Annotated in this window: 23 protein-coding genes; 11 read left to right on the top strand and 12 right to left on the bottom strand. The window is 66.0% G+C overall.

Translation table 11 applies throughout. From position 1 onward, the window contains the following. Positions 1-35 precede the first annotated feature (35 nt). The 5 genes from VHN57_RS00480 (at position 36) to VHN57_RS00460 (ending at position 5,560) form a co-directional block, all read left to right on the top strand. A complete protein-coding gene (locus VHN57_RS00480) occupies positions 36-2,141 on the top strand; it encodes a RelA/SpoT family protein (RefSeq protein ID WP_004210474.1) in 2,106 nt (701 codons plus the stop codon). Positions 2,142-2,147: 6 nt separating this feature from the next. Continuing rightward, the gene (locus VHN57_RS00475) at positions 2,148-2,678 is read left to right on the top strand and encodes a hypothetical protein (protein WP_278986008.1); all 531 of its coding nucleotides are present in this window, start codon (positions 2,148-2,150) and stop codon (positions 2,676-2,678) included. Positions 2,679-3,007: 329 nt separating this feature from the next. Then, positions 3,008-3,523, top strand: a complete 516-nt coding sequence (gene rplJ / locus VHN57_RS00470; RefSeq protein WP_004210472.1) for a 50S ribosomal protein L10 — start codon at positions 3,008-3,010, stop codon at positions 3,521-3,523. A 72-nt stretch (positions 3,524-3,595) separates the two neighbouring features. Further along, positions 3,596-3,970 carry a 50S ribosomal protein L7/L12 gene (gene rplL / locus VHN57_RS00465; protein ID WP_004210471.1) on the top strand — a complete coding sequence of 125 codons (375 nt, stop codon included), beginning with the start codon at positions 3,596-3,598 and terminating at the stop codon, positions 3,968-3,970. 168 nt (positions 3,971-4,138) lie between these two features. Continuing rightward, positions 4,139-5,560 (top strand): carboxylesterase/lipase family protein, encoded by a 1,422-nt coding sequence (locus tag VHN57_RS00460; RefSeq protein ID WP_278988214.1) that lies wholly within the window; start codon positions 4,139-4,141, stop codon positions 5,558-5,560. A gap of 15 nt (positions 5,561-5,575) precedes the next feature. Here VHN57_RS00460 and VHN57_RS00455 read toward each other — a convergent pair whose 3' ends face one another. After that, complete coding sequence (locus tag VHN57_RS00455) at positions 5,576-7,015, bottom strand: porin (RefSeq protein WP_278988212.1); 1,440 nt, start codon at positions 7,013-7,015, stop codon at positions 5,576-5,578. Between the two features lie 142 nt (positions 7,016-7,157). Between VHN57_RS00455 and VHN57_RS00450 the strand changes: the two genes are divergently transcribed. Continuing rightward, on the top strand, positions 7,158-8,660 hold the full coding sequence (locus tag VHN57_RS00450; protein WP_125997154.1) for an ABC transporter substrate-binding protein: 1,503 nt from the start codon (positions 7,158-7,160) through the stop codon (positions 8,658-8,660). Between the two features lie 65 nt (positions 8,661-8,725). Next, positions 8,726-9,148, top strand: a complete 423-nt coding sequence (locus tag VHN57_RS00445; RefSeq protein WP_136186488.1) for a DUF4112 domain-containing protein — start codon at positions 8,726-8,728, stop codon at positions 9,146-9,148. Positions 9,149-9,290: 142 nt separating this feature from the next. On the opposite strand, the gene VHN57_RS00440 is transcribed toward VHN57_RS00445, so the two are convergent. The 7 genes from VHN57_RS00440 to VHN57_RS00410 form a co-directional block, all read right to left on the bottom strand. After that, positions 9,291-9,998: a ribonuclease T2 family protein gene (locus VHN57_RS00440; protein WP_278987962.1), complete on the bottom strand. Its 708-nt coding sequence runs from the start codon at positions 9,996-9,998 to the stop codon at positions 9,291-9,293. Next, positions 9,991-10,845, bottom strand: a complete 855-nt coding sequence (gene nadC / locus VHN57_RS00435; protein WP_278987964.1) for a carboxylating nicotinate-nucleotide diphosphorylase — start codon at positions 10,843-10,845, stop codon at positions 9,991-9,993. The genes VHN57_RS00440 and nadC overlap by 8 nt, the downstream gene beginning before the upstream one ends. Beyond that, complete coding sequence (locus VHN57_RS00430) at positions 10,842-12,968, bottom strand: prolyl oligopeptidase family serine peptidase (protein ID WP_423282298.1); 2,127 nt, start codon at positions 12,966-12,968, stop codon at positions 10,842-10,844. Before VHN57_RS00430 ends, nadC begins: the two co-directional genes overlap by 4 nt. Positions 12,969-13,146: 178 nt before the next feature. Continuing rightward, positions 13,147-14,562: a cardiolipin synthase gene (gene cls / locus VHN57_RS00425; protein ID WP_423282296.1), complete on the bottom strand. Its 1,416-nt coding sequence runs from the start codon at positions 14,560-14,562 to the stop codon at positions 13,147-13,149. Positions 14,563-14,586: 24 nt separating this feature from the next. After that, positions 14,587-15,573: a quinolinate synthase NadA gene (nadA, locus tag VHN57_RS00420; protein WP_037516208.1), complete on the bottom strand. Its 987-nt coding sequence runs from the start codon at positions 15,571-15,573 to the stop codon at positions 14,587-14,589. 31 nt (positions 15,574-15,604) lie between these two features. Continuing rightward, the gene (locus tag VHN57_RS00415) at positions 15,605-16,318 is read right to left on the bottom strand and encodes a DUF4230 domain-containing protein (protein ID WP_278988118.1); all 714 of its coding nucleotides are present in this window, start codon (positions 16,316-16,318) and stop codon (positions 15,605-15,607) included. Next, positions 16,303-17,181, bottom strand: coding sequence for an MBL fold metallo-hydrolase (locus VHN57_RS00410; RefSeq protein ID WP_278988120.1), 879 nt, complete (start codon positions 17,179-17,181; stop codon positions 16,303-16,305). Before VHN57_RS00410 ends, VHN57_RS00415 begins: the two co-directional genes overlap by 16 nt. 162 nt (positions 17,182-17,343) lie before the next feature. Between VHN57_RS00410 and VHN57_RS00405 the strand changes: the two genes are divergently transcribed. From VHN57_RS00405 to VHN57_RS00395, 3 genes are all read left to right on the top strand, one after another. Continuing rightward, positions 17,344-17,754, top strand: coding sequence for a hypothetical protein (locus VHN57_RS00405; protein WP_423282293.1), 411 nt, complete (start codon positions 17,344-17,346; stop codon positions 17,752-17,754). Between the two features lie 152 nt (positions 17,755-17,906). Then, positions 17,907-18,797 carry a tyrosine recombinase XerC gene (locus VHN57_RS00400; protein ID WP_423282291.1) on the top strand — a complete coding sequence of 297 codons (891 nt, stop codon included), beginning with the start codon at positions 17,907-17,909 and terminating at the stop codon, positions 18,795-18,797. Between the two features lie 74 nt (positions 18,798-18,871). Continuing rightward, positions 18,872-19,165, top strand: a complete 294-nt coding sequence (locus tag VHN57_RS00395; protein ID WP_423282289.1) for a hypothetical protein — start codon at positions 18,872-18,874, stop codon at positions 19,163-19,165. Positions 19,166-19,171: 6 nt separating this feature from the next. On the opposite strand, the gene VHN57_RS00390 is transcribed toward VHN57_RS00395, so the two are convergent. The 4 genes from VHN57_RS00390 to rsmI all read right to left on the bottom strand — a co-directional run bounded on the left by VHN57_RS00390 (position 19,172) and on the right by rsmI (position 22,148). Next, positions 19,172-19,771 (bottom strand): DedA family protein, encoded by a 600-nt coding sequence (locus tag VHN57_RS00390; protein WP_037516194.1) that lies wholly within the window; start codon positions 19,769-19,771, stop codon positions 19,172-19,174. Positions 19,772-19,932: 161 nt separating this feature from the next. Further along, positions 19,933-20,907, bottom strand: coding sequence for a glutathione synthase (gene gshB / locus VHN57_RS00385; protein WP_004210448.1), 975 nt, complete (start codon positions 20,905-20,907; stop codon positions 19,933-19,935). Positions 20,908-20,940: 33 nt separating this feature from the next. Continuing rightward, positions 20,941-21,294 (bottom strand): YraN family protein, encoded by a 354-nt coding sequence (locus VHN57_RS00380; RefSeq protein ID WP_010336721.1) that lies wholly within the window; start codon positions 21,292-21,294, stop codon positions 20,941-20,943. Then, positions 21,291-22,148, bottom strand: coding sequence for a 16S rRNA (cytidine(1402)-2'-O)-methyltransferase (gene rsmI / locus VHN57_RS00375; protein WP_097382229.1), 858 nt, complete (start codon positions 22,146-22,148; stop codon positions 21,291-21,293). The genes VHN57_RS00380 and rsmI overlap by 4 nt, the downstream gene beginning before the upstream one ends. 11 nt (positions 22,149-22,159) lie before the next feature. Here rsmI and VHN57_RS00370 point away from each other — a divergent pair, with 11 nt between their 5' ends. Then, complete coding sequence (locus VHN57_RS00370; protein WP_423282286.1) at positions 22,160-23,365, top strand: penicillin-binding protein activator; 1,206 nt, start codon at positions 22,160-22,162, stop codon at positions 23,363-23,365. Positions 23,366-23,390 lie beyond the last annotated feature (25 nt).

The raw sequence follows: 23,390 nt of genomic DNA, 5'->3' as shown, positions 1-23,390 counted from the left end.
GCGCTGCAAGGCGCTTCCCACACAATCGGGAAACGATGCTACGTCAATATGAACTTGTCGAACGGGTAAAGCGCTACGATCCGGATGCGGATGAAGCGATGATCAACCGCGCTTATGTCTTCTCCGTCCAGAAGCATGGCAGCCAGAAGCGCGCCAGCGGCGACCCCTATTTCAGCCATCCGATCGAGGTCGCGGGTATCCTGACCGACTTCTATCTGGACGACCAGACGATCGTGACCGCGCTGCTGCACGACACGATCGAGGATACTCTGGTCACCTATGACGAGATCGAGGAGGCGTTCGGCAAGGACGTCGCCCGCATGGTCGACGGCGTGACCAAGCTCTCCAAGATCGAGGCCATGTCCGAAAATGAGCGGGCGGCCGAGAATCTGCGCAAGTTCCTGCTCGCCATGTCGGACGATATCCGCGTGCTGCTGGTGAAGCTGGCCGACCGGCTGCACAATATGCGCACGCTGCACTTCATCAAGAATGAGCAGAAGCGCCGCCGCATCGCCAAGGAGACGATGGACATCTATGCCCCGCTGGCGGAGCGGATCGGCATGTATGACTTCATGCGCGAGATGCAGCTTCTCTCGTTCCGCGTGCTGGAACCCGAAGCCTATGACAGCATCACCAAGCGGCTGGAGCAGCTGAAGGAAGGCGGCCATGACAAGGTCGACCGGATCGGCGCGGAGCTGCAATTGCTGCTGGGCGGCCATAATCTGTCCGTCACCGTGTCGGGCCGCGAAAAGCATCCCTATTCCATCTGGAAGAAGATGCAGGAACGGCACATCAGCTTCGAACAGCTGACCGACGTCATGGCCTTCCGCGTCATCACGGAAACGACCGAGGATTGCTATCGCGCACTCGGCGTCATCCACCAGACCTTCAAGATGGTGCCGGGCCGGTTCAAGGATTATATCTCCACCCCCAAGCGCAACGGCTATCGCTCGCTGCACACCACGGTCATCCATCAGGAAAATGCCCGTATCGAGGTGCAGATCCGCAGTCGCGACATGCATAATGACGCCGAACTCGGCCTCGCGGCGCACTGGGCCTACAAGCAGAAGGGCGACGCCACCGACCAGAATGCCGCCTGGCTGCGCGACCTGGTCGAAATCCTGGAACAGAGCCAGGATGCGGACGAACTGCTCGAACATACCCGCATGGCGATGTATCAGGATCGCATCTTCGCCTTCTCGCCCAAGGGGGAGCTGCACCAGCTGCCCAAGGGGTCGACTCCGGTCGATTTCGCCTATGCCGTCCACACCTCGCTTGGCAACCAGACCGTCGGGGCGAAGGTGAATGGCCGGGTGGTGCCGCTGCGCACCAGTCTCGAAAATGGCGACCAGGTCGAAATCCTGAAATCCGCCGGCCAGGAACCCCAGCCCGGCTGGCTCAGCTTCGCCATCACCGGCAAGGCGCGCGCCGCCATTCGCCGCTTCATCCGCCAGAAGCAGCGCGGCGAGGAAGTGGCGCTGGGCGAAAAACTCTATGAGGAAATCATCGGCCGCTTCTCGCCCGAACTGGCGAGCGAACTGGGCGACAAGGCGCTCAATGCCGCGCTCAAGCGGCTGAAGCTGGAGGATCGTGCCTCGCTGATGGTGGCGATCGCCACCCATCGCCTGCTCGATTCCGAGGTGATGGAGGCGCTGATCCCCGGCTCCACCAGCGGCCAGGAACTGGAAGAAGCCCATCCGCGCCAGCATGCCCCGGTCTCGATCCGCGGCCTGACGCCGGGCATCGCCTACAAGCTGAGCGAATGCTGCCACCCGGTGCCGGGCGACCGCATCGTCGGCATCCGCCGCACCGGCGAGCCGATCGAGGTCCACACCATCGACTGCCGCACGCTGGAGGCCGGCCAGGACGACGACTGGGTCGACCTCAGCTGGGACAGCAAGTCCAAGGGCGGCACCGCCCGGCTGCAGGTCATCGTCAAGAACCAGCCCGGCGCCCTCGCCGCGGTCGCCAATGTCTTCGGCGCAACCAAGGCGAACATCCTCAACCTGCAACTGGTCAATCGCGAAGGCCCCTTCCACACCGACATCATCGACCTGGAAGTGGCCGACGCCCAGCATCTGAGCCGCATCGTCTCGGCGTTGCGCGCCCTCGACACGGTGGTGCAGGCGGACCGGGTCTGACCCTGGATGAAGGCACGCATCGCCTCGCTGATCACGGCCAGCCTTGTGGCGGCGTCGATGAACAGCGCGATAGCGTGCCTTCCTCCACCACCACCGACCCTTTCCCGACTGGAGGGAGAGAGCGAGGGTGCTTATGCCAGACGCTTAGAGCTGTTCGACACCGAGCGCGTGCGCAAGCAAGAGGAGCAAATCCGCCAGTTTCAACTGCAACGAGACGCGAAGAACTGGGCCTCAGCCGATCGCGTCCTGCTGGCCGAGGCGGTCGCCTTTCGCGATTCACTATTGAAGCCGAAAGTATGGCTGCGCCCTGTTCGCTGGCTCAAGGGAACAGGAAAGCTCCAGAGTTTCCAGCTCAAGCCCATAGCCCAAGACAGCTGCGAATGGCCGGGAAATGGTGACGCCCTGCAAGGCGAGGTGGGAGAGAAATTCCTGATCTTCCTGAAACCAGGCGCTCCATCGTCGAAGACCGTTCTCGACAGCATATCGGTGAACCGCATCGTCGGCGAGCGCAGCAGGGCTGCATTGGGACAATCCTGACCGCCTGCCGCGCAACCGTTTCTCGCCAGATTCCGCGTGACAGCGTGGCCCAAAATCTGTAAGGGCGCCCCAGCAGACCCGTGGCTGATGCCATTGGTCTTCCGTCCGAGACAGTTGGTGAAGGGAATTTGCCCTTCTTAATCTCCAGCCTAGACGGGGAAAAGTTCTTTACCGGACGGGCCAAGCGCCCGATTCGGGTCTGCCTGTCTTCCTTCTCGAGGATATGGGCCAGTCGACCTCTCCCCTTCGGACTTAACTACCCCATGGCTTGCCATGGGTTTTAGCCGTTCGCGTGGCGCAAGCGACGCGAACATGAAGTGGAGAATGGCATGGATCGTAATCAGAAATCTGAGATCGTCTCCGCGCTGAACGCTCAGCTGGCAGAAGTTGGCGTGGTCGTCGTGACCCGCAACCTCGGCATGACCGTCGCTCAGTCGACCGTCCTGCGCCAGAAGATGCGCGACGCCGGTGCGTCCTACAAGGTTACGAAGAACCGCCTCGTCAAGATCGCCCTCGAAGGCACCGACTATACCGGCATCAGCGACCTGCTGACCGGCCCCGTCGGCCTCGCCTCGTCGGTCGATCCGGTTGCAGCCGCCAAGGTTGCAGTCGATTTCGCGAAGACCAACGACAAGCTTGAGATCGTTGGCGGCGCGATGGGCGAAGTGCTGCTCGATGCGGAGGGCGTCAAGGCCCTGGCATCGATGCCGTCGCTGGATGAACTGCGTGCGAAGCTGGTCGGCCTTCTGGTCGCCCCGGCTACCAAGCTCGCAACCGTCACCCAGGCACCGGCTGCGCAGCTTGCGCGCGTCTTCAACGCCTATGCGGAGAAGGAAGCGGCCTGAGCCGCCCCTCATCCTCATTAACTTTTGAACCTCATTTGTTCGGGGCAATCGCCCCTTAGAAGGAATTGAAAAATGGCAGACATCAACGCTCTGGTCGATCAGCTCTCGGCCCTCACCGTCCTCGAAGCCGCTGAGCTGTCGAAGGCTCTGGAAGAAAAGTGGGGCGTTTCGGCCGCCGCTGCTGTCGCTGTGGCCGCTCCGGCTGCTGGCGGCGCCGCTCCGGCTGCTGAAGAGCAGACCGAATTCGACGTGATCCTGACCGGCGACGGTGGCAAGAAGATCAACGTCATCAAGGAAGTCCGCGCCATCACCGGCCTGGGCCTGACCGAAGCCAAGGCTCTGGTCGAAGGCGCCCCGAAGGCTGTCAAGGAAGGCGCCAGCAAGGACGAAGCCGAAAAGCTGAAGAAGCAGCTGGAAGAAGCCGGCGCGACCGTCGAGCTGAAGTAAGCTGTTGCGGCCTTGCTTCGGCAAGGCCCGGCTTCCGGTTTCGGCCGGAGAGATATGGGGTGGTGCCTTCGGGCGCCGCCCCTTTTTCTTTGTCCGATCAAGCGGATTGATTTCCACGCCATATTTGCCTCTATTCCCGCCCACAGAATGGAATGGAGGATGCAGGCGATGCAGCGGACCACTATCATCGGGCTGGGCGCCCTGTTGCTCGCCACCAGCACCCTTGGCACGGCGCCCCTCGCCGCCCGCTCCCCCACGCCCCAGCCGCAGATGGTCCAGACCGAAGCGGGAATCGTCCATGGCGCGCTCGACGCCGGGGTGGAAAGCTGGAAGGGCATTCCCTTCGCCGCGCCGCCGGTCGGTGACCTGCGCTGGCGCATGCCCCAGCCCGTGGCCCGCTGGCAGGGCGTGCGCGAAGCCACCGCCTATCGCAACGACTGCATGCAGCTTCCCTTCCCCAGCGACGCCGCCCCGCTCGGCACCCCGCCGGCCGAGGATTGCCTCTCCGCCAATGTCTGGAAGCCCGCCGGCGCCACCGCCAAGCTGCCGGTCCTGTTCTGGATCTATGGCGGCGGCTTCGTGAATGGTGGCTCCTCCCCCCCGACCTATGCGGGCGCTGCACTGGCGAAGCAGGGGCTGATGGTGGTCAGCTTCAACTATCGGCTCGGCCGCTTCGGCACCTTCGCCCACCCCGCCCTTGCCGCCGCGAACGAGGACAAGGGCCTCGCCGGCAATTACGGCCTGATGGATCAGGTCGCGGCGCTGCAATGGGTGAAGCGCAACATCGCCCGCTTCGGCGGCGATCCCGCCAATATCACCATCATCGGCGAAAGCGCAGGCGGCATGTCGGTCCATGCGCTGCTGACCTCGCCTTTGTCGCAGGGCCTGTTCCAGCGCGCGGTCATCATGTCAGGCGGCGATGGCCAGATGATGGGGCCAAAGGACGGCAGCGCCGCCACGATCGGCGAAGCCTTTGCCGCGACCAAGGGGATCAAGGGCAGCGACGCCGCCGCGCTCAAGGCGCTGCGCGCCCTGCCCGCCGACCAGGTGATCGACGGCCTCAACCTGGAAGGCATGTTCAAGGGCCAGCTTGGCCCCTACAGCCCGCCCTTCCCCGACGGAAAAATCGCGGTCAATCCCGCCGCCGCCTATGCCAGCGGCAATTTCGCCCATGTGCCGGTGATGGTCGGCGCGACCGGCGCCGACATTGGCGGCCCGACCGGCTTCATGGTCGGCGGTGCCCGCACCGTCGCTGCCACCCTCGCGGCGGCGAAGCTGCCGGTCTACGCCTATCGCTTCGACTATGTCGCAACCTCGGTGGGCAAGCCCGGTGCCGGCCATGCCACCGACATCCCCTATTTCTTCGACACCCAAGCGATCAAATATGGCGCCGCGACCACGCCGCGCGACAATGAGATGGGCCGCACCATCAGCGCCTATATCGTCAATTTCGCGCGCAGCGGCGATCCGAACGGCACCGGCCTCGCCGCCTGGCCCCGCTATGATGCGAGCGAGGACCGGATCATGTTGTTCAACCCTGACGGCAAGGCCGCAGCGCAGAAGGATCCGCTACCGCCGGTCACGCCCTAACAGGGGCATGGCCGGTCAGTAGTTCCACTGCACCTGGGTGCGGATCAGATTACCTTCCGCCCGACCGGTGCGGCGTTCATCGGCTTCGGCGCGCTTCATCCGGCTATAGGCGAAGGTGAATTCCAGCGCCTTCCACGGCTGCCATTCGATCCCCAGTTCGAACTCGTCGGTTTCCAGCCGCGGCGCATTAGTGCCGGCCTTCCACCCGCCGCGATAATGCTGCCAGCGGGCATAGGGCATCAGCGCACCGATCGACTCGGTCGGCAGGCGATACATCATCTGGACATAGCCGCCGCTCAGATTCTTGGTCTCGATCGACTGGCTGTCCAGGTCATATTCCGGCCCCTTGCCCCAATTCCATTCGGCCTGGATGCCGAAGGGCTGGGGATAGAGAATGGCGTGCAAGCCGACGCGATCATCGTCATAGGCGATCGTGCTGACGCCGCCGCTGCGCAGTTCGGGCTGCACATCGTTCATCATCGCCGATCCGCCGATTTCCAGCACCTGCCCCTCAAAGGCACCGCCCAGCCCGTCCAGCTCGAACGGCCAGGTCGCGAAGGCGACCTTCATCAGCCCGCGATTCTGCTCGGTCCGGTTGGTGCCCTGGCCGTTGAAGACGCCCAGGCCGAACGCGCCATAATTGCCGAACAGCTTCTGCCCGTCATGCCCCAGCCGATCCCAGATCTGCTGCACCGATGTCGGCGTATAATAGCCGACAATGCCCAGATCGCGCTCGCTGGGCGCCGCGCTGTTGATCGCGTCGCTGCGATCGAGCGTCAGCCGGTTGGACGAGGACTGCATATTTTCCCAGCCGAACGGCACCTTCGACTGGCCGAAGCGCAGGCGCCAATTCTTCTGCTTGTCAAGGAAGACATCGGCATAGGCATCGCGCAACTGGACGAAGCCCTCGCGCCGCTCGCTGCCCGCCTGGTTGTTCACCGCCGACGCGAAATCGGATTGGAGATAGAGCGACACCCGATCGGACACATCGCCCTGCAGCACCAGCCGCGCCCGGCGCAGCGAAAAACCGCCGCGATCCGAGATCGAACTGTCATGGGGCGAACGGAGCCGGGACTCGCCGGTCGGCGCCGTGTCGTCGCCCGACAAGAAGGCGTTGTAGCGCATCTGGGTATAGCCGCGCAGCGACAGCTTCTCATACCAGGCCTTGGACTTGGGCGCCTCTGCCGACACCGGGACGGCCGCCGGCGTGGCCGGCGCCGCGGCAAGGGCGACGGGCGCAGCAGCAGCCGAAGCGGCGTCCACCGCGGGCGCTGGCGCTGCTGCCACCGGCTGCGTGCCCTTGTTGGCGGCCAGTGCGGCGGTCAGCGCCTGCACCTGCGCCTTGAGTTCGTCGATCTGGCGCTGCAAGGCCGCATTATCCTGCGCCTGTGCCGGCGCGGAGATCATCAGCGTCGCCAGCGCGGTGCCGGCGGCCAGTCGCAATCGGAGCGTCATTCCTGTCCATTCCCCTGTTTCGGGGACGCCAGTATGAAGTTTATGTTACATCGCAGCGTCTTTCAGATGTCGATTTTGTGACATTGGCAAAAGCGCCGATCGCGGTTGGCGGCGGCGCCCCGTCCGGCTAAGCCATTCCTGCATGTTCGCCGTCTCGCCTCGCCTGCGTCGCCTGTCGCGCCGCGCTGCCCTGATCGCCGGGGCCAGCCTCGCGCTCGGCAGCTGCTCCGACGAAGGCAGCGGCCCGGTGGTGGTCAGCGTCATCGGCAGCCGCACCGAACTTGCCAAGCCCTTGCAGAACCTGCCCAATCCGGCGGCCAAGCTGATCCTGGAGGCCACCGCCCAGGGGCTGGTCGCCTTCGATGCAGGCGGCGACATATTGCCGGCCCTCGCCCAGCGCTGGGTCGTGGAGGATGATGGGCGCAGCTATATTTTCCGCCTGCGCCGCGCCTTCTGGGCCAATGGCGCCCGCGTCACCGCGCCCGATGTCGCCCGCATGCTGATGGCGCGGATCGAGATGCTGCGCCAGCTCGACCCCGACGGACCGCTCGACGCGGTGCAGGCTGTCGTGCCGATGACCGGCGAGGTGATCGAGATTCGCATGGCCGCCGCCCGCCCCTATGTGCTGCAGATGCTGGCCCAGCCGCAAATGGCGGTGCTGTCGCGCGACGGCGGCACCGGCCCCTATCGCAGCGTCTGGCGCAGCGGCGCGGCGATGCTCGCCCCGGTCGATCGCCTCAGCGGCGACGATGCCGACAGCGATGAGGAGGAAGCCGGCGTCCCCGCCTGGCAGACCCGCGTGCTGCGAGCCGAGCGCGCGTCGCTCGCCATCATCCGCTTCCGCGAGAAACAGTCGGCGCTGGTGCTGGGCGGCCGCTATGCCGACCTGCCCCTGCTGGTGCCCGCCGGCATCGATCGTGACGCCGTGCGAATGGACCCGGTGCAGGGGCTGCTGGGCCTTGCCGTCACCGGCAAGGGCGATCTGCTCGACGATGACGGCGTGCGCGCCGCGATCAACATGGCGGTCGATCGCAACCAGCTGCTCCAGATGTTCCCGCTGGGCGGCTGGGCGATCAGCGAGCAGTTGCTGCCCGGTCAGCTCGACCTGCCGGTGGCGCCGCCCACGCCCGCCTGGGTCGGGCAGGCGATGGATGATCGCCGCGCACAGGGCCGCGCCATCATCGACCGCTGGCGTGGCACCCATGGCGATCCGCCGCCGCTGCGCATCGCCCTGCCCGCCGGCCCCGGCTCGACCCTGTTGTTCGGCCTGTTGGCGCGCGATCTGGGCGCCATCGGCCTGGCCGCAGAGCGGGTCGATCTGGCCGACAAGGCGGACCTGTCCCTGATCGACGAGGTCGCCGCCTATGACAGCGCGCTCTGGTATCTCGGCCGCATCGGCTGTGCCCGCAAGATTCACTGCAGCCCGGAGGGCGAAGCCGCGCTGCAGGCCGCCAGCCTCGCCAGCACGGCGGAGGAGCGCGCCGCCCGCGTCGCCCAGGCGGTGGGCCTGATTCAGGGCCATGATGGCTATATTCCGCTCGGCGCACCAATCCGCTGGTCGCTGGTGTCGAAACGGCTCAGCGGCTTCCTGCCTTCGCCGCGCGGTCGCCACCCATTGAACCATCTCTTCCGCAGCACCAACTAAGGGTCTGCGCCCTTTTTGCTGCGCCGGACGTTATCCGGCAGCACGGGGCTTTGGAGAGTGATGGAATGCCCGTTTCGGCCAAGCAGTTCGATGACCTTGTTCGTGACATGCCCGGTTTCGGCCGCGACCCCGCCTCGATCCGTCGCCGGATCGAGATGATGGAGGCCGTGCTGGAGGGGCTGTTCGTCATTCCCGGCACGAAGCACCGGGTCGGCATGGACAGCCTGATCGGTCTCGTTCCCGTCGTCGGCGACATCGCGACCGCCGCCATGGGCGCCTGGATCGTGTGGGAAGCCCGCAATCTCGGCCTGTCGAAATGGCAGCTCACCCGCATGGCCGCCAATGTCGGCGTCGACACGCTGGTCGGTGCCATCCCCTTTGCCGGCGATATCTTCGACTTTCTCTACAAGTCGAACACGAAGAATCTGCGCATCATCCGCAAGCATCTCGATCGCCACCATCCCTCGACGGTGACGATCGACGGCTGACATGCACCATCGTTGATCCTCCCCTGCCAGGGGAGGGGGACCGGCAAAGCCGGTGGAGGGGTGTCCCGCTCTCGATGGAGCGCTGCCTCTCCGCCTGGCCCGCTATCATTGCCCTTTCCACGCGGGAAAGGGCGCCTGGGTCTCAGCCCCTCGGCTCGATCCGCAGCTGCGCCCGGTCGCGCACGCCACCCTGCTGCGGCGGGCAGGCCATGTAGCGAAATTTGCGGTCCATGCAGATCCACACTTCGCTCAGCGCGCCGTCGCGGCTGACGTTCAGGCGGATGCCATCGGCGACCATGCCCTTGTTCTCCGCCGCGAACGCCTTGGCGAAATCCTGCGCCGACAGGGTCGGCCGCGCGGCCAGCGCCGCCATGTCGGGATAGCGCAACGCCTGATAGAGCTTGCGCGACAGGGCGAAGAATTTGGTCGGCGTGGTCGGCATGCAGGTGCCATGCTTGACCCACTCATGCTGGATCAACTGCACAGAAGGCGTCGAACAGAGATGCTCGCGGATCACCTTGCGCGGCAGCGGTGCGGCCGGCTTGCAATATTGCGGCCATTCCTTGCCATAGCCGTCGGGCCACAGGCCATGCAGGGTGAAACCGAAATCATTGCCCGACCCGCACTGGAAGGCATCGCGGGCGCCGCCGCGCGACGTCTTGCAATATTGCGGGCTCCAGCTGACCGCCAGCGTGTAATAGCCGATCGGCAGCACGCGCTTGGGCTCGTCGGCGCTCGGCCCCTCCACCTGCGGGCGGGCGATGATCTCGGGCAGGCGGCACTGATTGGCCTGGGCATGGGCGATGCCGGGCAGCAGCAGGGCAATCAGGGGCAGCAGATATTTACGCATGGGAAAAATCCAGTCCGATGTCGGCGGCAGGGGCAGATTGGGTGAGGCGGCCGACGCTGATATAGGTGACGCCGGTCTCCGCCTTGGCGCGGATCGTCTCCAGCGTGACGCCGCCCGATGCTTCGGTCGGCACCCGCCCGCCGACCAGGGTGACGGCGCCGCGCAGCGTGGGCGCATCCATATTGTCGAGCAGCAAATGGGTCGCCCCGGCGGCCAGCGCCGGTTCGATCTGGTCGACCCGGTCGACCTCGACGATGATCTGGGCGATGCCGGCGGCAACCGCACGGCGCGCCGCTTCCTCGACCGACCCGGCGACCGCGACATGATTGTCCTTGATCATCGCCGCATCCCACAGGCCCATGCGATGATTGGTCGCGCCGCCCATGCGGGTGGCATATTTCTCCAGCCGGCGCAGGCCGGGGATCGTCTTGCGCGTATCGAGCAAGGTCGCGCCCGTGCCCAGGATCGCGTCGACATAGGCGCGGGTCATGGTGGCGATGCCGGTCAGATGCTGCACCGTGTTGAGCGCCGATCGTTCGGCCGTCAGCAGCGCGCGGGCCTTGCCCCGGATGCGCATGATGTCGGTCCCCGCCGCCACCCGGTCGCCATCCTGATGTAGCAGTTCGATCTCGACATCGGGGTCGAGCGCGCGAAAGAAAGCGACCGCGATCGGCAGGCCGGCCAGCGTCACCGCGTCGCGGCTGTCCATCACGCCGTCGAAGATCGCATCGGCCGGGATCACCGCCTCGCTGGTGACGTCGCGGCCGTCCGGCCCCAGATCTTCCGACAGCGTCGAAGCGACAAAGGCGTCGAGGTCGAACCCCTCCAGCGTGAAAGCCGCGCTCACTTCTTTTTCTCCACCAGTTCGCGGGTCAGGAAGGCGTGCAGCAGCGCCGCGCGCACCGCATCCTCGGCATGGTCGGCGCCGACCGAATGGCCGCCTTCGCGATATTCATGATAATAGACCATGCTGCCGGTCGCCTTCAGTTTCGCCGCCATCTTGCGCGCATGGCCCGGATGCACCCGGTCATCCTTGGTCGACAGGTAGAAGAAGGCGGGCGGATAGTGCACCCCGGTCTTCACATTCTGATAGGGCGACCATTTGGACATGAACGCCCAGTCCGACGGCACATCAGGATCGCCATATTCCGCCACCCACGACGCGCCAGCCGACAGATGCGAATAGCGCTTCATATCCTCCAGCGGCGATCCCGCGATCACCGCGCCATACAGGTCGGGCCGCTGGGTCATCGCCGCGCCCACCAGCACGCCGCCATTGGAGCGGCCGGAAATGCCGATATCGCCCTTGGTCGACACGCCGGTCTTGACCAGATCCTCGGCCACCGCAGCCAGATCGTCGAACGCATTCTGGCGCTTCTCGCGCAGCGCATCCTGATGCCAGGCCGGGCCATATTCGCCGCCGCCCCGGATATTGGCGAGGACATAGGCATTGCCATCCTCGACCCAGAACAGGCCCAGCGGCCCGGCGCGATAGGGTTCGGTGGTGAGGTAGGTCGGCGTCTGCGCCGCGCGGAACCCGCCATAGGCATGGATGAAGGCCGGCACCGGTCCCTTGACGCCCTTCTTGCGCGCCAGGAAATAGGGCACCTTCGTCCCGTCCTTCGACGTGGCGAAGCGCTGCTCCACCACGAACTGGCTGGCGTCGAAGCGCGCTGGCAGTTGCTGGATCGTGTGCGCCGGCCCCTGCGCGCCCGCCACCATCAGGCTCGGCGGCGTCAGCATTCCCTCGACCGAGGCGAACACCCGGTCGCCCTTGTCGTCGGTGCCGACCAGATGGACCGTCGCCTTGTCGGCCAGCGGCACCGAACGGCTGGTCCAGCGGCCGGTGGCGGCGTCGCGGGTCATCGCCAGCAGCGCGCCCGACACATTGTCGAGCTGCTTCACCCACAGGATATGGTCGGTGGTGCGCACTTCCTCGACCACGGTGGTCGCGGTCGGCTTCAGCACGACCTGCGGCGCGCCCGCCTTGCCCGCCGCCACATCGGCGATCGGCCAGGACACCAGCGATCCGGTCGGAATGTCGCCCAGCGGCTTGTTCAGCAGCACGATCATCTGGCCGCCGATCAGGCCGCGGAAATCGGCCGTGTCGGGCACCGGCGTGCGGATCAGCTGGCCGTTCGCGCCCTCGATATAGAGGTCATTGGTGTAGAAGGTCAGCGCCCGGTCGATGAAGACCCAGCGCTTGGTCCCATCCTGCTCGACGCGCGGCCGCACCGAAATGTCGCTGTCGACACCTTCCTTGACCAAAGTTGCGGCCGACAATGGCGTGCCCCGCTTCCAGCGCTTGACGATGCGCGGATAGCCCGACGCGGTCAGCGATCCCGCGCCATAGTCGGTGCCGACCAGCAACGTGTCCTTGTCGGCCCAGGCGACGTCGCTCTTGGCTTCGGGCAAGGTAAAGCCGCCCTCGACGAACTTGCCGGTGGCGAGGTCATATTCGCGCACGACATCGGCATCAGTGCCGCCCGCGCTCAGCGAGATCAGGCAGCGGCCATAATCGGGCGCCAGGCAGTCGGCGCCATGCCAGACCCAGCTCTTGCCCTCCGCCTTGCCCAGCGCATCGACGTCGATGATCGTCGTCCAGTTGGGCTTGCCGGCGAGATAGGACACCAGGTCGCTCGACCGCCACAGGCCGCGCGGATTCTTCGCGTCGCGCCACAAATTGGTGACGCGGTCGCCCATCACCTTGTCGGGCACCGCAATCTGGCTTTCATCGTCCAGGATCGCGCGCGCGCGCGCCCGGTCCGCCTCGAACCGCGGGCTGGCCCGCAACAGCTTTTCCGTCTCGCCATTCCACTGCTCGACCTGCGCGATCGCCTTGGCGCCCTCGATATCCTCCAGCCAGAGATAGGGATCATCGCTTGTGGCGGGCGCGGCGGCGATCAGGGCAGGAGCGGAAGCGATGGCGATCGCCATCAGGGCGGAACGGAGCGTCAGCTTATGTCTCATGGCCCGATGCGATAGGCGATGATGCGGGGCGATGCCAGCCTGTGGATGCGCACAGTCCATTGAAAACCGCCGTCATCCTGACGGAAGTCAGGATCCATTCCGGACGATGTCAGCCATCTATACCGATGGAGTGCCGAATGGATCCCGCATCAAGTGCGGGATGACGCCAGCGGCAGGGTCAAAGCAGCGAGCCGACCATCCGCGCGACATTTTCCGCAACCTTGCGATAGAGCGGCCGCGCCCGCCATGTTTCGCGGTCCAGCATCTCCGCCCGCGCCATGAAACGGCGCTGCACCAGCTCCACCGCCGCCACCGTTTCCGCGTCATAGATGAGCAGGCTCGCCTCCTCGTTCAGCTCGAAACTGCGCATGTCGACATTGGAGGAGCCGACCACCGCCAGCCGACCATCGATGCTGACCGTCTTGGCATGGACGAATTCGGGCCGATGGGCGTGGATGCCGATGCCCGCCGCCATCAGCTCGGCATAATAGGAGGCCTGCGCCGCATGGACCAGCCACTGGTCCACCGGCTTGGACACGATCAGGTCGACCTTCACCCCGCGCACCACCGCCGTGCGCATCGCATCGACCAGGTCATCGTCGGGGATGAAATAGGGCGTCACCAGCATCACATGGCTGCGCGCCTGGTGCAGTTGCCACACCAGCAGCGTCTTGAACCCTTCCAGCGGATAATTGGACCCGCTCGGCAGCAATTGCGTCACCGCCTCGCCGGCCGGATCGGGAATGATCACCGGCCCCTCGGGCAACTGGTGCGTCTCCATATACCAGTCGGCGCGCACCAGCGCCTCCAGCTCCGCCACCACCGGCCCGGTCACGCGCGCCACCAGTTCCTGGTTGACGATGCCGGGCTTGAAGTCGCGCGCGACGATATTCTGCGATCCGATATGGCCGATCACCCCGTCGATCACGAACAGCTTGCGATGGTTGCGCATGTCGCGCCTTGTCCGCCCGCGGATCCAGCGGAACGGCAGGGCGGCGCACAGCTCCACCCCCGCCGCGGTCAGCATCGCTTCCATCCCCTTGCGCCAGGGCCGCGATCCGACCGGATCATACATCACCTGCACGGTGACGCCACGCTTCACCGCCGCGCCCAGCGCATCGGCCACCCGCCGCCCCACCGCATCATCGGCAAAGATATAGACGAGGATGCGCACGCTGTGCCGCGCGGCGTTGATGTCCGCCACCAGCCGGTCGATCGCGACGATATAGTCAAAGATCAGGTCGACCCGGTTGCCCCCGGTCGCCGGCATCTTGCCCAGCTTTGCGGCGAGGTCGACGATCGGCGCACGATCAGGGTCGGGTGATGGCGCATGGGGCAGCAGCCGCGCCGCAATGCCGCCGAACCAGGGATCAAGCTCGCCGAACCGGGCGCGCCGCCATTCGGGGAAACGCGGGCTGCCGATGATCCAGAACAGGATCAGCCCCGGCACCGGCAGGAAGAAGATCAGCAGCAGCCAGGCCCGCGTCGCCGCCGGCGTCCGGCGAAAGGGCACGGCGATCAGCGCGCCGATGCGGATCGCCCATTCGAGGATATAATAGAAAAGGCCGAAGTCGCTGTCGGGGAGGTTGACCATGTGACCGACCTCCCCCGTCTATCCTCAGCGTGCGCCCAGATCGCCCTGACCGACCGTGCCGCTGGCCATTTCCAGCATCCGGTCCAGGCTCTTCTTGGCGGCGACGCGCAGCGTCTCGTCCATCTCGATGCGCGGGCTCAGGTCGCGCAGCGACAGATAGAGCTTCTCCATCGTGTTGAGCGCCATATAGGGGCAGATATTGCAGTTGCAGTTGCCGTCCGCGCCCGGCGCGCCGATGAAATTCTTGTCCGGCACGCTTTTTTGCATCTGGTGGATGATATGCGGTTCGGTGGCGACGATCAGCGTGTCGCCCGGCATCGTCTTGGCGAAGTCCAATATGCCGCTGGTCGACCCGACATAATCGGCATGGTCGACGATATAGGGCGGGCATTCCGGGTGCGCGGCGACCGGCGCCTGCGGATGCTGGGCCTTGAGCTTCAGCAATTCGGTCTCGCTGAACGCCTCATGCACGATGCACACGCCCGGCCACAGCAGCATGTCACGGCCCAGCTTGCGCTTCAGATATCCACCCAGATGCTTGTCGGGGCCGAAGATGATCTTCTGATCCTTGGGGATCTGCGCCAGGATCTTCTCGGCCGACGACGATGTCACGATGATGTCGGACAGCGCCTTCACCTCGGCCGAACAGTTGATGTAGCTGAGCGCAATATGATCGGGATGCGCCTCGCGGAACGCCTTGAACTGGGCGGGCGGGCAGCTGTCCTCCAGCGAACAGCCGGCGTCCATGTCGGGCAGCACGACGATCTTCTGCGGCGACAATATCTTCGCCGTCTCGGCCATGAATCGCACGCCGCAGAAAGCGATGACATCGGCGTCGGTCTCGGCCGCCTTGCGCGACAGTTCCAGGCTGTCACCGACGAAATCGGACAGATCCTGAATCTCGGGCGACTGGTAATAATGGCCCAGGATGACGGCGTTGCGCTCCTTGCGCAGGCGGTCGATCTCCGCGCGCAGGTCCGTCCCCTGCGGAATATCGGTGAAAGCGTTCATACCCTGTGACTCCTCGGTCTTACCGGGCGCCCTAGCGGGCCTGTCTCCGGTTTGCCAGTACCTCGTTAACCGGCGTGGTCACGTCCCAGCGATCGCGATTGGGGCGTTCCGCCGGAAAAGTGACGATCACCCGCGCATCGCCCTGCCCGGCCGCTGCCAGCGGCGCCGCCATCAGCTTCACCAGCGCGGCCCGGCCATATTCGCGCGCCTGCGCCATCCGTTCGGGCGATCCGGCCGATTTGGCAGCCCGCGCCTGCGCGTAAGCAGATGTGCGACGGCTCAGTTCCTCGCCCGCCTCGCGCGTTACGAACAGGCCGCCGGTGCGCACCAGAGTACGCTGGCTCTCGTCCACATTGGGCTTGCCGACGGTGACATCGGGCGCATTGACGATCAGGGTGCGGCGCTCTGCATCCCATTCCAGGTCATCCGCGCCGATCGCACCGACATTGACGAAATAATCGACCGAAAAGGGCATCTTCACCACCTGGTCGGACTTCAGCCAGCCAAAGCCGCGCACGTCGCGCGCGCTGCTCTGGATCGTGCCGCTGAGTTCCGAAACCTTCAGGCTGCTGGTGCCGGCGATCCTTTCGGCAATGACCTTGGTCACCGCCGTCCCGTCATCCTCGACGCTCACCACATAGTCGCGATTATAGCGCTGCCAGCCGACCAGCATCGCCCCGCCGACAATCAGGATCAGCAGCGCGACCGCGACCGGCCCGGCATAGCGCTTCAGCGCATCTGCCATCGCCCATCCTCCAGCGGCGCGGCCATGCCCCGGCCATTGAGGTCGATCAAATGCGCCAGCACCGATCGCCCGGCCGCCCCGTAAAGGCGCGGGTCCACGCCCTTGTACATTTCCGCCACCATGTCGGGGATGGCGCTGTCGCCATTGCGCTCCAGGAAGCGCATGATCTGGCCCTCGCGCTGCTTGCGATGGCCCATCATGCCGCGCACCAGCCGCTGCGGATTTTCCACCGGCTCGCCATGGGCGGGATAATAGACGACATCGTCCCGCTCCAGCAGCCGCTGCATCGATCGCATATAGGCGGTCATGTCGCCATCGGGCGGGGAAATGACGCTGGTGGACCAGCCCATCACATGGTCGCCGGTGAACAAGGCCCTTTCCTCGGGCAGCGCGAAACAAAGATGGTTGGACGTATGGCCCGGCGTCGCCACCGCCGCCAGCGTCCAGCCGGTGCCGGCTACCAGCTCGCCATCGCCCAGCACCCGGTCAGGCCGATAGTCCGCGTCGAAGGCCGCGTCCGCGCGCGGCCCGTCGTCGCTCAGCGTCAGCGGCGCACAGCCGATGATCGGTGCACCGGTCAGCGCGCTCAGCGGCCGCGCCGCCGGGCTATGGTCGCGATGGGTATGGGTGCAGAGGATCGCCACCACGCGCCGCCCGCCGATCGCCGCGATCAGCGCGTCGAGATGCGCGGCCTCGTCCGGCCCCGGATCGATCACCGCGACATCCGCGCCGCCGACCAGATAGGTCTGGGTGCCGGTATAGGTGAAGGGCGACGGATTGGGCGCCAGCACGCGCGCCACCAGCGGCGACAGCGTCATCAGGATGCCGGTCGGCAAATCGGCCGGATCAAACGGGGTAGCCATGGCTCCCATGTGCCCATTTCCCGGCGGATTTCAAGGGCACGCTGCCATTCCTCCCCGAGCTTGTTCGGGGAGGGGGACCGCCGCCGCAGGCGGTGGTGGAGGGGCTGTAGCAGGATCAACATCCCCCTTCCCCTCCGCACCGATATCGTCCAGCCTGTCCCGATGATGAAAGCGCCGCTGGCTCTGGCCCTAATCCTTCTTGCCGCCATCTCCTGCGCACAGGGGAAGACGATCGATGGCATCGCCTATGGAGAAAAGGCCACGCTCTCGGGCATCTGGTTCACCAATTTCGAAAATAGCCGGTTCCTCGAATGCAGCGACAGCTGCGAGGGCGACAGTCTTAGCGAATGGGCATCGATCGCCTGCGCCGACAAGAGCTGCGCGATGCTTGATCAGCCTGCCCGGAGGATCATGGGCGCCAAGTCGCAGGAACCACCGGAAGGGGCGTTCCGCATTCGCTTCATCGGGCGACGCGGCCTTGCCCCGCATAAGTCCCTCTATCTGGGTGATGGCGGAAAGGACGTCTGGATCGATCAGGTGCTGGAGATCAGCCAAGCCGATGAACCGCGATAACTGTCCTACATCGCCCCCCTCTGCTAGGCTGCCGCCATGCGCAACGCAGCCTCTCCCCGCATCTCCCACTTCACGCAACAAGATTTCCAACTCTTGTTTCATCCTATCAAAATGTGCGGGAAATATGCGAAGTTAAGCGCGGCTTTTCCAACATGACCCCCTCGCTCCCCGAACGCTGGCGCCAGCATCTCAGCCTCGACCGGCGGCGCTCCACCCATACGGTGCGGGCCTATGTCGCCACCGCCGAGCGGCTGATCGCCTTCCTCGCCGAGCATCAGGGCCAGGCCGTGACCGCCGCCAGCCTCGCCCGGCTGGAGCAGGCGGACCTGCGCGCCTACCTCGCCAGCCGCCGGGTCGACGGCATCGGCAATATCTCCGCCGCGCGCGAATTGTCGGCGGTGCGCGGCTTCCTGAAATTTGTCGGCGGCGCGGAGGCCCGTATCCCCCAGCTCAAGGGACCACGGGTCAAGCGCGGCCTGCCCCGCCCCATCTCCCCCGACGAGGCGCTGGCGCTGGCCGGCGACATTGCCGAGGGCGCGCGCGAGGACTGGATAGGCGCGCGCGACTGGGCGGTGCTGCTGCTGCTCTATGGCGCGGGCCTGCGCATTGGCGAGGCGATGGGGCTGATGGGCGACATCATGCCGCTGGGCGATACGCTGCGCGTCACCGGCAAGCGCGGCAAGACGCGGCTGGTGCCGCTGCTGCCGCAGGTCCGTGCCGCGATCGAGGCCTATGCCGACCAATGCCCCTGGTCCCCGGAGCGCGACCAGCCGCTGTTCCGGGGCGCGCGCGGCGGTCCGCTTTCGGCAGCGCTCATCCGCCGGTCGGTGCAGGGCGCGCGCGGGCGGCTTGGCCTGTCGGACCGCACCACGCCCCATGCGCTGCGCCACAGTTTCGCCACCCATCTGCTCGGTCGCGGCGCAGACCTGCGCTCCCTCCAGGAACTGCTCGGCCATGCCAGCCTGACCTCGACCCAGGTCTATACGCAGGTCGATGCCGCCCATCTGCTCGACGTCTATCGCGCCGCCCATCCCCGCGCCTGAAACGGCCATGGATTCGCCGTAATCCTGCGTCAGCCTGCCTGGCAGATCCCCGTTGCGACCGGAGGAACCCCAGGATGCTGCGTCTGTTGATGGCCCTGCAAAGCGTTGGCGGCACCGACATCCCGCCCGATTTCGACCTGCAGAAAGTGCAGCCCGCGCCCAGTCCCAACGCCATCGTCGTCACCGGCCGCCGCCGCGACGAACGGGTCGACCGCGAGGTCGTCGCCACCAGCGACGAGCCGCCGCTCGGCCGGGCCGAGACCACCCTGTTCGGCAAGGTGAAGGGCAATGTCCATGTCGAAAGCCAGGGCATGGGCAACGGCACCAGCTCGCAACGGGTGATGGTGGGCATCAAGCTGCCCTTCTGAACCACCTTACCCCTTGGGCCGCCAGGTCGCCAGCCGCCAGAGATAGAGCAGCACCGCGCCGACCACGCAGGCGGTCGCCACCGGCCCCACATATTTGTCGATATCACGGAAATTCTGGCCGAGCAGGAAACCGGCATAGGCGAGGATCACATTCCAGATCAGCGCCCCGCCGGCGGTCCAGATCAGGAACCGCACATGCCCCATGCGGAACAGGCCGGCCGGCAGCGATATCATCGTGCGGAAGGCCGGCATGAAGCGGAAGACGAAGACGACGATCTGGCCATATTTGCCGAACAGCCGGTCCAGCGCCTCGACATCGCGCCATTCCAGCGTCGCCCAGCGGCCGAAGCGATCAACCAGCGGTTTGAGCCGCCCAAAGCCCAATATATGGCCGACCAGATACCAGAAATAATTGCCGATCGTGGTGCCCAACGTGCCCGCCAGCAGCAGCCATTCCATCGCCATCCGCCCCTGGCCGACGCGGATGCCGCCAATCCCCATGATCAGTTCGGACGGGATCGGCGGAAAGACATTTTCGAGGATCATCAGCAGGAAGATCCCCCAATAGCCCCCCGCATCGATCAGCCGCAGCACCCAGTCGGTCATGACCAAAATCCGTTGGCGCCCGAACGCCCCCCCTCCGTTCGCCCTGAGCCTGTCGAAGGGCTCGGCCGACCGAAGGGAGGCACTTCGCTCCGCTCAGTTGAGGGCTTCGACAAGCTCAGCCCGAACGGATTTCGTTGTACCAAGCCCAAACTGCCCAAGGCTTAAGCCGCCGCCCGTGCCGCCAGGCGCGCGTCGATCGCGTCCCAGATCATGCCGCCGGTGTCGGTGCCGTCGAATGCGTCGATCGACACGATGCCGGTCGGCGACGTCACGTTGATCTCGGTCAGCCATTCGCCGCCGATCACGTCGATGCCGACGAACAGCAGGCCGCGACGCTTCAATTCCGGCCCCATCGCCTCGCAGATTTCGCGCTCGCGATCGGTCAGCACGGTCTTGGCCGCCGATCCGCCGACCGCCAGGTTGGAGCGGATCTCGCCCGCGCCGGGGATGCGGTTGACCGCGCCCGCCACCTCGCCATCGACCAGCACGATGCGCTTGTCGCCCTGTGCGACGCCGGGGATGAAGGCCTGGACCATGAAGGGCTCGACCCACGAAGCCTTGAACAGTTCCACCAGCGACGACAGGTTCGCGCCATTGCTGCCGACATGGAACACCGCGACGCCGCCATTGCCATAAAGCGGCTTCACCACGATCTCGCCATGCTCGGCAAGGAAACTCTTCACCTCGGCCAGGTCGCGGGTGATCATCGTCGGCGGCATGAAGCGGGCATAGTCGAGCACGAACAGCTTTTCGGGCGCATTGCGGACGCTGGCAGGGTCGTTCACCACCAGAGTCTCTTCCTGCACCCGCTCCAGCAAATGGGTGGCGGTGATGTAGCTCAGGTCAAAGGGCGGATCCTGCCGCATCCACACGACATCGACGTCGCGGCCCAGGTCCAGCATCTCCGGCTCGCCCAGCGCATAATGGTCGCCCTCGACCTTCTGCACCTTCACCGGCCGCGCCTTGGCCAGCACCCGGCCGTCGCGATAGGTCAGGTCAGGCGCCAGATAATGATAGAGCTTATGCCCCCGCGCCTGCGCCGCCAGCATGATGTGGAAGGTCGAATCGCCGGCGATCCTGATCCCTTCCATCGGGTCCATCTGCATGGCGACGGTCAGGGGGTTGAGTTCGGTCATGCGCATCTTTCCCTTGATTGATGGGGCAGCTCATCACCCCCCATGCCAGACATTGGCCAGATGGCGTGGCGGGCGGCCGGGCGCAAGGAGGATGACGTCAATTCGCATGTCGTCTCCGGGTCTTGCCAGTTGATGCCATAATATTTCGGCGCTCGCCGCCACCCGTGCCAGTCGGCGCTGGTCGATCGCGACGTCCAGTTCGGCGTCGGTCGCGCGGCTCTTCACCTCGACAAAGGCCAGCATCGCCCCCTTGCGCGCGACCAGGTCGACCTCGCCCGCGGGCGTGCGCAGGCGCTGGCCGATAATCTGCCAACCCTTGAGGCGCAGCCACCAGGCGGCGATGCGTTCGGCCTGCCGGCCGCGCTTCTCCGCCTGCTGGCGGTTCACGCCTCGCGTTCTCCCTTGAGTTCGTTCGCCCGGTCATAGAGCGTCCGCCGGTCGAGCCCCAGCTTCTTGGCCACCTCGCCCGCCGCCTTCGATACCGGCAGCCGGGTCAGCGCCTCGCGCAGCGCCGCATCGGCATCCTCGGCGCTGGCCGGCGGCGCCTCGCCGGGCGGGCCGACGATGACGACGATCTCGCCCTTGGGCGGGGCATCGGCATAGCGGGCGGACAGCTCGGTCAGCGTGCCGGTCGCCGTCTCCTCGAAGGTCTTGCTGATCTCACGGCTGACCGCCGCCTCGCGATCGCCCAGTGCCGCCGCCATCGCCGCCAGACTGTCCGACAGGCGCGGCCCGCTTTCGTAGAAGACCAGGGTCGCGCGCAGCGCCACCACTTCGGCCAGCACGTCGCCGCGCGCCTTCGCCTTGTTCGGCAGGAAGCCCATGAACAGGAACCGATCGGTCGGCAGGCCCGACAGGGTCAGCGCCGCGATCGCCGCGCTCGGCCCCGGCAGGGTCGTGATCTTGCGCCCCGCCGCCCGCGCGTCGCGCACCAGCTTGTAGCCCGGATCGGAAATCAGCGGCGTCCCCGCGTCCGACAGCAGCGCCACCGATTCGCTCGCCATCCGCTCGATCAGCCGTTGCCGCACATTTTCGGCGCTATGGTCATGATAGGGAATCATCGGCCGATCCGATCCCGCATGGCGCAGCAGCCTTGCGCTGACCCGTGTATCTTCCACGGCGACCACGTCGGCCAACCGCAGGACTTCGGCCGCGCGCGGCGTAAGGTCTCCAAGGTTGCCGATCGGCCCCGCCACGATGTAAAGCCCGGGCTCAAGCCCGGATGCCAATATAGTTTCCATAAGGATCCCAGATGACAGAGACGGATGCCCCCCGGCAAGCGAACATGTTCGCGGCGATGAAGCGCAGCGCGCGATTGCTGTTCGTTGCCAGCACCATCATGCTTGCCGCCTGTCAGTCGATCGTGCCCAAGGGCCCCGGCCCCGCCCAGCCCACCGGCCCCGCCAAGCCGACCGGCCCGGAAGTGACCCAGGGCCTGCCGACCGACACTGCGCGCCACCGCGTCGCGCTGCTGGTGCCGACCAGCGGCCCCAATGCGGGCGTGGGCCAATCGATCGCCAACGCCACCACCCTGGCGTTGATGGATATCAAGACCGACAAGGTCCGCATCACCACCTATGACACCGCCACCGGCGCGGCGGCCGCCGCCAACCGGGCGCTGGCCGACGGCAATCGCCTGATCCTGGGTCCGTTGCTGGCGGACGATGCCCGCATCGTCGGGCCGATCGCGGCCAAGGCCAATGTCCCGGTCATCAGCTTCTCCAACGACGCCAGCGTCGCGGGCAGCAACATCTTCCTGATGGGCTATACGCCCAACCAGTCGATCGAGCGCGTCATCGGCTTCGCCCGTGAAAAGGGCCTGTCCAATTTCGGCGCGCTGGTGCCGCGCGGCACCTATGGCGAGCGCGCCGGCAATGCGCTGCTGCGCGCGGTCGAACAGGCCGGCGGCACCGTCGTGTCGATGCAGACCTTCGACCGCACCCCCGCCTCGATCACCGCTGCGGTCAAGAAATTGCAGGCCTCGTCCAGCTATGACGCACTGCTGATCGCCGACAGCGGCCGGGTCGCGCTGCAGGTCGCGCCGATCGTGCGCAAGAATGGCGGCGCCAATGCCCGTCTGCTCGGCACCGAAATCTGGAATACCGAAGAATCGCTGGCCGCCAGCCCCGTGCTGCGCGGCGCCTGGTATGCCAGCGTTTCGGACGGCCTCTATCGCCAGCTCGCGACCAAATATCGCACCCGGTACGGCAGCACGCCGTTCCGCCTGTCCTCGATGGGCTATGACGCGGTGCTGCTGACGGTGCGGATCGCCCAGGACTGGAAGCCGGGCGCGCCCTTCCCGACCGCGCGCCTGCGCGATCCGGGCGGCTTTGCCGGCATCGACGGCGCCTTCCGCTTCAACCGCAACGGCATCGCCGAACGCGCGCTGGAAGTGAGCGAGGTCGGCGCCGGCACGATCAACGTAGTCGATCCCGCCCCACGCGGCTTCGGCAATTAAGCAAAGGGGGCCGGAAGGCCCCCTT

This window comes from Sphingobium salicis subsp. salicis (assembly GCF_049472635.1).
Classification (GTDB): domain Bacteria; phylum Pseudomonadota; class Alphaproteobacteria; order Sphingomonadales; family Sphingomonadaceae; genus Sphingobium; species Sphingobium yanoikuyae_A.
This window is presented reverse-complemented; position numbering and strand designations above follow the sequence as displayed.